This window comes from Streptomyces sp. NRRL WC-3549 (genome assembly GCF_000721935.1).
Taxonomy (GTDB): domain Bacteria; phylum Actinomycetota; class Actinomycetes; order Streptomycetales; family Streptomycetaceae; genus Streptomyces.
Window position 1 is genome coordinate 2038 of record NZ_KL585404.1, and the last position, 7951, is coordinate 9988.

Sequence of the window (7951 nt, forward strand, 5' to 3'; positions counted from 1 at the left end):
GCCGTCGCGGTCACGGCGGCAGCCGCCGCCTGCTGGTTCGTGACGCGGGAGCAGTTGCAGGGCCAGCTGGACGACTCCCTGCGCAAGTCACCGGCCGTCGACAAGTCCTATGTGACGGAGCTGCTGGCCAGTTGCCGGGGGGCCGACCGGGGACCGGCGCAGTCGCCGGGCTCGTACACCCTCCAGATCATCGACGGCGCGGGCCAGATCTGCCCGAGCCCGGGGTCCGTCCGCATCCCGGCGACCGGCGAGGACGTGGAGGTGGCCGTCGGCGAGCGCCCGGGCGTCCTGCGCTCGGCGACCGCCGAGGACGGCCAGAAGATGCGGGTCTACACCTACCGCGTGGTCCTGCGCCCGTCCGGTGAGTCCTACGCCGTGTCGGTGGCCCGCCCCGAGAGCGAGGTCACCGACCCGCTCTCGGGCCTGGCCTGGGTGCTGGTCCTCGTCTCCGGCATCGGCGTACTCGGCGCGGGCGCGGCGGGGCTGTGGGTGGCCCGGGCCGGGCTGCGGCCGGTGGACGAACTCACCCACGCCGTCGAACACGTGGCCCGGACCGAGGACCTCACCGTCCGCATCCCCGCCGAGGGCGAGGACGAGATCGCCCGGCTCTCCCGCTCCTTCAACTCCATGACGGCTTCCCTCGCCAGCTCCCGCGACCGGCAGGCCCAGCTCATCGCGGACGCGGGGCACGAGCTGCGCACCCCGCTCACCTCGCTCCGCACCAACATCGAGCTGCTGGCCCGCAGCGACGAGACCGGCCGGGCCATCCCGCCCGAGGACCGCAAGGCCCTGCTGGCCTCCGTCAAGGCCCAGATGACCGAGCTGGCCGCCCTCATCGGCGACCTCCAGGAGCTCTCCCGCCCCGACGCCGCCCAGCCCGGCCCCCTCCAGGTGGTCGCCCTGCACGACGTCACCCGTACCGCGCTGCGCCGCGCCCGGCTGCGCGGCCCCGAGCTGACCATCACCGCGGAGCTGGCCCCCTGGTACGTGCGCGCCGAACCGGCCGCGCTGGAGCGGGCGGTGGTCAACGTGCTGGACAACGCGGTGAAGTTCAGCCCGCCCGGCGCCACGATCGACGTGCACCTGCACCGCGGGGAACTGACCGTCCGGGACCACGGCCCCGGCATCCCGGCCGAGGACCTCCCGCACGTCTTCGAACGCTTCTGGCGCTCCCCGTCCGCCCGCCAGCTCCCGGGCTCCGGCCTCGGCCTGTCCATCGTGGCCCGCACGATCCACCAGGCCGGCGGCGAGATCGCCCTGCGCCCGGCGGACGACGGGGACGGCACGGTGGCCTCGGTCCGGCTGCCGGGGGCACCGCAGCCGCCGCCGGGGCACTGAGTACGCTCCGGGCGCCGGGCCGGTCCTCCACGGCTCCGTCCCTAAGGACTGCCGGTGTCGTGGGTGATCAGGTCTCCCGGCTGGCACCCGAGGACAGCGCAGATCCTCGACAGGGTCGAGAAGCGAATGGCCTTGGCCCGCCCGTTCTTGAGCACGGACAGGTTGACGACGGTGATGCCCACCCGCGCGGACAGCTCGGTGAGCGTCATGCCTCTCTCGGCGAGGATCCGGTCGAGGTGGATCCGGATCCCGTGGTGTTCCTCATCGGGCATCAGACGGTTCCTTCGAGGTCCTCTCGCATCCGCACGCCGTCGGCCAGGAACTTGCCCACGATCACGGCCGCGAGGCCGGGGATGACGAGCACGAGCGGCCCTTCGAGCGCCGGCCCGGAACCCACGTTCGGCGCCATGCTGCCGACGAGCCAGGACTGTGACCAGCCGACGACGAGGGCGGCCGACGGCGTGCCCAGGGTGACGAACCAGCCGAGTACGGTGAGCCGTTTCGACACCGTGTGGGTGAACGGCCCCTCCTGCAGGACGGCCTTCAGCAGCCGGGAGAAGAGCAGCAGCGCGAGGGAACTGATCAGCAGCCAGGGCAGTTCGCCGCCGAGGTCGGCGGCGCGCTGCCCCAGGGAGGGGCCGTCCTGGCAGAGCCGCGTGGCACTGCTGGACTCCTGCACGCCCTCCCTGGTCGACACCCTGTCCGCCAGTGAGGCGTTCTGCCAGAAGTCGGTCTCCACGCAGACCGCCCCGTCGTCGAGCATGTGCGTGAACCCCGTGCCGAGGAAGGCGAGCCCGAAGAGCACCGCCAGTACAAAGGTCACCGAGGCCAGGATCTTGGTGATTCGCGTGTGCATCGCCCGCGTCCTATCGATTGTCGATATGCCTCAGACTAGGGGACCCTATCGATATTCGACAAGCCCCAGGTGCCGGCACCGGGCCCGCGGCTCAGCCCGCCGGGTTGTGCCGGATCAGGGACTCCACCAGTCCCGGCCGGGTCGCCGGGTAGTCCAGCGGGACGATGCCGAGGCCGGTCCAGCCCACCGCCTGCGAGCCTTCCAGGAACGCGTGCACCTGCGGGTTGAGGCGGTCGGAGTTCCAGCGCGGTGGCAGCAGGGCCGCGGTGGACACGTAGTTCACGAACAGCTTGCCGGGCTGCTGGACGGCCTTGCGGAACTGGGCCTCGATCTTGGGGTACTTGGCCAGCGGCTCGGCCATGTAGTCGTCCTGGACGTCGAAGACCGCCGGGTCCCCGTAGCGGACCCCGGGCAGGCCGCCGTTGTCCGCGAGCAGCACGACCCTGCCCCGCGCCCCGCCGAGGTCCGGCAGCCCGGAATCGAGGCGGAAGAGCGGGCGCCAGCCCTTGCCGTCCAGGTACAGGTCGAAGATCTGCCGGAACGCGGCGTCGCTCTCCTCGGAGTACTCCTGCTTGACCCGCATCAGCACCGTCTCGGACGGGTGGGTGGCCAGGAAGTCCCGGCAGGCGATGAGTACGTCACCGAACATCAGGTTCTGGTACGAGGCGCCGTGGTGGATCGCGAACGCGTCCCCGGTGATCCGGCACCGTACGTCGAGGAAGCGGATGCCGCTGACGAGCTGCTCGGCGACCGTGGTGTTCTGACACTCCGTCCACGGCCCGCCGAAGCGCGCCCCCGCGTTGTGCGTGCCGGGGATCGTCATGCGGTGCAGCGGGGTGGAGTCGGCGAGGGCGGCCATCCAGTCCTGCGTCCCGAGGACACGCGCCGGGACGGCGAGGGCGGGCGCGGCGCCGAGGGCGATTCCGGCGGTGGCGGCCAGGGTGCCGGCGAGGAAGGTCCGGCGGGTGGCGGTGTACGGGCTCATGCGGGCATGCCTCCGTCGGCCGTGGGGAGTGGGCCTGAATTATGACGGGTCCTCGTCAATTGCGGAACAGGCCGCAGGCGGGACGGCCCGGGACCGCCGGAAAGCCGAGTGGGGCGGTGGGCCGACCGGCCCACCGCCCCACTCGTTCACCCGCGTCCGCGCGTCACCGCACGACCGTGATCCGGTCCGCGGCCGGCGGGGCCAGCGGGGCCGCAGCCGTGGAGTGGGCCGCCAGGTAGTCGTTGAACACGTCCAGGTCGGACGCCCCGACCAGCTTGTTCGTCCCCTGGCCGAGGGCCGTGAAGCCGTCGCCGCCGCCCGCGAGGAACTCGTTCATCGCGACGCGGTATGTCTTCGCCGGGTCGATCGCCTCACCGTTCAGGCGGATGGTGTCGGCCACCACCCGGTCCGCGCCCGACTTCGTCAGGTCCAGGGTGTAGGTGAGGCCCTCGGAGATCTGGAGGATCTTCGGGGACGCCTCGTTGGAGCCGCTGACCTGCTGCTGGAGCGCGGCCACCAGCTGCGCGCCGGTCAGGTCGACGACGTTCATCATGTTGGTGAACGGCTGGACGGTGAACGCCTCGCCGTACGTCACCACCCCGTCGCCCTCGCCGCCGGAGGCCGCGTAGACCAGGTCGGCGCGGATACCGCCCGGGTTCATGAACGCGACGACCGCGCCGCCCTTGTCGGCCGGGGCCAGGCCCTCCAGCTGGGCGTCCGCGATGAGGTCGCCGAGCGGCAGTTCGGGGGTGGTGGCGCCCCGGCCGTTGATGTCGGCGCTGATCCAGCCCTGCGGCTTGTTCGCGATGGGGGCCGCGAGCTTGTTCCAGCGGCCGATCAGCTTCGTCATGTCGGTGGCCTTGGCCTGGTCACGGCTGACCACGTGGTTCGCCGACTTCACCGACGTACGCACGATGTCCTTGGTGCGCAGGTCGTAGGTGAGCGTGGTGTCCGTGTAGAGCTTGCCGAACGACGCGGCCGAGGTGACCATGCGCGGCTTGCCGGACGGGTCCGGGATCGTGCACACGTACGCCTGGTGGGTGTGACCGGTGACCAGCGCGTCGACCTTCGGCGAGATGCCCTTGGCGATGTCCACGATGGGGCCGGAGACGCCGTCCCCGGCGCCGGGGCTGTCGCAGTCGTAGTCGTACGAGGTGGACGCCGGGGCGCCGCCCTCGTGGATCAGCGCGACGATGGACTTGACGCCCTGCCGGTCCAGTTCCTTGGCGTACTTGTTGACCGTCTCGATCTCGTCGTGGAACTTCAGGCCCTTGACGCCGTTGGCCGTGACGATGTCCGGCGTGCCCTCCAGGGTCACCCCGATGAAGCCGATCTTGACGCCGTTCTTCTTCCAGACCGTGTACGGCTTGAGGATCGGCTTGCCGGTCTTCTCGCTCGTCACGTTGGCCGCGAGGTAGGGGAAGTCGGCCCCCTTGAACTTCTTGCCCTTCTCGTAGCACCCCTCGACCGGGTGGCAGCCGCCGTTCTGCAGACGGGCCAGCTCCGTGGCCCCCTCGTCGAACTCGTGGTTGCCGACCGCCGTCACGTCGAGGTCGATCTTGTTGAGCGCCTCGATGGTCGGCTCGTCGTGGAAGAGCCCCGACAGCAGGGGGCTCGCGCCCACCATGTCGCCGCCCGCCGCCGTGACGGAGTACGGGTGGCCCTTGCGCGCGGTGCGCAACGAGGTCGCCAGGTACTCGACACCGCCGGCCGGGACCGACGTCACCGTGCCGTCGGCCTGCGTCTCGCTGACCGTGCCGGCCGAACCGGCCGGCGGCTCCAGATTGCCGTGCAGGTCGTTGAAGGACAGCAGCTGCACGTCGACGGTACGGGGTGCGGGGTGGCCGTGGCCGTGCCCGTGCCCCCGGTCGTGGGCGTCGGCCGGCATCGCGGCGACGAGCGCGCCGGCGGTGGCCAGCCCGGCCGCCGCGGCGAGCACCCGCCGGGGCGCACGGTTCTTCGGATGCGGAGTCGCTGACATCGGTCCCCTTGAGAGTTCAGCGGAGGGTGCTGAGTGGTGGCACGTCTGAATCCTGCTGCCGCAGCCTAGGGTCAACGCGCGTAGCGCGACAGATGTCGGTGGTTACGAGCTGGTTGCTTCCAGGCCGGAAAGCCGCAGATCCGCCCGAATCCCTCCCCTCCCGACTCCGGACCGCCGCCGGGGCCGCGGCCGGAAACCGCCGCCCGCGCCCCACCCTGCGCCCGCCCCACGCCCGTTCGGCACACCGCGTCCGGCCGGGCACCCCCGCCCGCCCCGCCGCCGTACGCTCGTACACATGACGACTGACGCACCCCTCCCCTCCCCCGGGCGCGAGATCGAGACCCTCGACGCGCTCACCCCCGAGCAGGCCGACGCCGTCCTCGCCCTCCTGGGCGAGGCCGCCGGGAGCGACGGCAGGCAGGCGGTCTCCGAGCAGGGGCGGCTGCAGCTCCGGGGCGGGCACCGCGAGGGTGTCCGGCACTTCCTGCTCACCGCGGACGGCGTCCTCGCCGGTTACGCGCAGCTGGAGGACACCGACCCCGTCGAGGCGCCGGCCGCCGAGCTCGTCGTGCACCCCTCCCACCGCGGCCACGGACACGGCCGGGCCCTCGGCGCCGCCCTGCTCGCGGCGACCGGCAAGCGGCTGAGGGTCTGGGCACACGGCGGCCGGGCGGCCGCACGGCACCTCGCCCAGGTGCTGGGCCTCTCCCTCTTCCGCGAACTGCGCCAGCTCCGCCGCCCGTTGGGCACCCTCGACATCGCCGAGCCCACCCTGCCGCCGGGGGTCACCGTCCGCACCTTCGTGCCCGGACAGGACGACGCCGCCTGGCTGGCCGTCAACAGCGCCGCCTTCGCCCACCACCCCGAGCAGGGCTCCCTCACCCAGCGCGACCTGGACGACCGCAAGGCCGAACCCTGGTTCGACCCGAAGGGCTTCTTCCTCGCCGAGCGCGACGGCGGGATCATCGGCTTCCACTGGACCAAGGTGCACGCCGAGGAACAGCTCGGCGAGGTCTACGTCGTCGGCATCCTCCCGGACGCCCAGGGCGGCGGACTCGGCAAGGCACTCACCGCGATCGGCCTGCGCCACCTGGCCGCCGAGGGACTGCCGACGGCCATGCTCTACGTCGACGCCGACAACCCGGCGGCCCTCTCGGTGTACGAGCGGATGGGCTTCACCACGTACGAGACAGACCTGATGTACCGCACGGAGTCCTGAGCGCCGGTCAACACCACCAGGGGCGGCGTCACTTGACGCCGCCCCTGCTTTACGTCACCCTTTCACTACTTCATTAGTGAAAGGGTGGTGAACATGGCAGAGTCCGCAGCGGTCGAGTTCCGCATCGACCGGCGCAGCGGCGTCGCCACCTACCTGCAGATCGTGCAGCAGACCAAACAGGCGCTCCGCCTCGGCGTACTGGAACCGGGCGACCGGCTGCCCACGGCCCGCGAGGTCGTCGAGGCCACGGCCATCAACCCCAACACCGTGCTCAAGGCCTACCGCGAACTCGAACGCGAAGGCCTCGTCGAGGCCCGCCGGGGCCTGGGCACCTTCGTCCGCCGCACCCTCGGCGGCGCGGCGGCCACCACCGACGCCCCGCTGCGCGACGAACTCACCGACTGGACCCGCAGGGCACAGGCGGCCGGGCTCGACCGGGACGACGTGAGCGCCCTCTTCACCGCCGCACTGGACAGCACATTCGACAAGGGGGACCAGCAGACATGACAGGCGCCGCCATCGAGGCGAACGGCCTCGGCACGACCTATGGGCGAAGGCGCGGGTGGGCGCTGCGCGACTGCTCGTTCCGGCTGCCCACCGGGCGGATCTGCGCCCTCGTCGGGCCGAACGGGGCCGGCAAGTCCACCCTGCTGGGCCTCGCCGCGGGCCTGCTGCGGCCGGCCGAGGGCACGCTACGGGTCCTCGGCTCCACCGACCCGGCCGAGGTGCGCCACCGCATCGCGTACGTCTCCCAGGACAAACCCCTGTACCCGCAGCTCACGGTCGCCGACACCCTGTGGGCGGGCCGGGAGCTCAACCCGGCCACCTGGGACCGGGACGCCGCCGACCGCATCGCCGCCCCCCTCCCGCAGGACGCCAGGGTCCGCACCCTCTCCGGCGGCCAGCGCACGCGTCTCGCCCTCGCCCTGGCCCTCGCCAAGCGGCCCGAACTGATGCTGCTGGACGAGCCGATGGCCGACCTCGACCCCCTCGTCCGGCATCAGCTGATGGGCCTGCTGATGGCCGAGGCCGCCGAGCACTCCACCACCATCGTGATGTCCTCGCACATCCTCACCGAGCTGGAGGGCGCCTGCGACTACCTCCTGCTCGTCGACGGCGGCCGGGTCCGGCTCGGCGGTGAGAGCGAGGACATCGTCGCCGCGCACGCCCTGGTCACCGGGCAGGTCCGCGACCTCACCCCGCACACGGTCGTCGAGTCACGGACGGCGGGCCGTCAACTCACGGCGTTGATCCGGCCGTCGGGCCCGGTGGATCCCGCCGCCTGGGACGCCACCGAGCCGTCCCTGGAAGAGCTGCTGCTCGCCCACCTCCGCTCCCCGGACGCCCCGCCGCTGCTCACCCCGAGCGCACACGCCCGCGAGGCGGTGGCCGCCGCATGAGCACCCTCGCCCCACCCCGGCCCTCCCTGCGCGGTCCGGCCCGCGTCGTCGTCCGCCAGCACCGCCTGGTCCTGTGGATCACGGGCGGGCTCGCCCTCGCCGTCGTCGTCGGACTGATCGCCGTGGCCCTGCGGGCGTCCCACGTCGCCGAGGTCTTCGCGGCGACCGGCTG

Annotated in this window: 8 protein-coding genes; 4 read left to right on the plus strand and 4 right to left on the minus strand. The window is 72.3% G+C overall.

Translation table 11 applies throughout. The features are described from left to right. The coding region (locus tag IH13_RS0117780; RefSeq protein WP_031085599.1) for a sensor histidine kinase at window positions 1–1338 on the plus strand (1338 nt) is incomplete at its 5' end. 41 nt (window positions 1339–1379) lie between these two features. Here the strand turns inward: IH13_RS0117780 and IH13_RS0117785 are convergent. From IH13_RS0117785 to IH13_RS0117800, 4 genes are all read right to left on the minus strand, one after another. Further along, window positions 1380–1610 (minus strand): helix-turn-helix domain-containing protein, encoded by a 231-nt coding sequence (locus IH13_RS0117785; RefSeq protein WP_031085601.1) that lies wholly within the window; start codon window positions 1608–1610, stop codon window positions 1380–1382. Continuing rightward, on the minus strand, window positions 1610–2194 hold the full coding sequence (locus tag IH13_RS0117790) for a DUF2975 domain-containing protein (protein ID WP_031085602.1): 585 nt from the start codon (window positions 2192–2194) through the stop codon (window positions 1610–1612). The genes IH13_RS0117785 and IH13_RS0117790 overlap by 1 nt, the downstream gene beginning before the upstream one ends. 91 nt (window positions 2195–2285) lie before the next feature. After that, window positions 2286–3179: a phosphatidylinositol-specific phospholipase C gene (locus IH13_RS0117795; protein WP_031085605.1), complete on the minus strand. Its 894-nt coding sequence runs from the start codon at window positions 3177–3179 to the stop codon at window positions 2286–2288. Between the two features lie 163 nt (window positions 3180–3342). Next, on the minus strand, window positions 3343–5160 hold the full coding sequence (locus IH13_RS0117800; protein WP_037841667.1) for a bifunctional metallophosphatase/5'-nucleotidase: 1818 nt from the start codon (window positions 5158–5160) through the stop codon (window positions 3343–3345). A gap of 295 nt (window positions 5161–5455) precedes the next feature. On the opposite strand from IH13_RS0117800, the gene mshD reads away from it, so the two are divergent. The 3 genes from mshD (at window position 5456) to IH13_RS0117815 (ending at window position 7779) form a co-directional block, all read left to right on the plus strand. Beyond that, window positions 5456–6379, plus strand: a complete 924-nt coding sequence (mshD, locus tag IH13_RS0117805; protein WP_031085609.1) for a mycothiol synthase — start codon at window positions 5456–5458, stop codon at window positions 6377–6379. A gap of 93 nt (window positions 6380–6472) precedes the next feature. Beyond that, window positions 6473–6886: a GntR family transcriptional regulator gene (locus IH13_RS0117810; protein WP_031085610.1), complete on the plus strand. Its 414-nt coding sequence runs from the start codon at window positions 6473–6475 to the stop codon at window positions 6884–6886. Further along, window positions 6883–7779, plus strand: coding sequence for an ATP-binding cassette domain-containing protein (locus IH13_RS0117815; RefSeq protein ID WP_031085612.1), 897 nt, complete (start codon window positions 6883–6885; stop codon window positions 7777–7779). Before IH13_RS0117810 ends, IH13_RS0117815 begins: the two co-directional genes overlap by 4 nt. The last annotated feature ends 172 nt before the right edge of the window (window positions 7780–7951 follow it).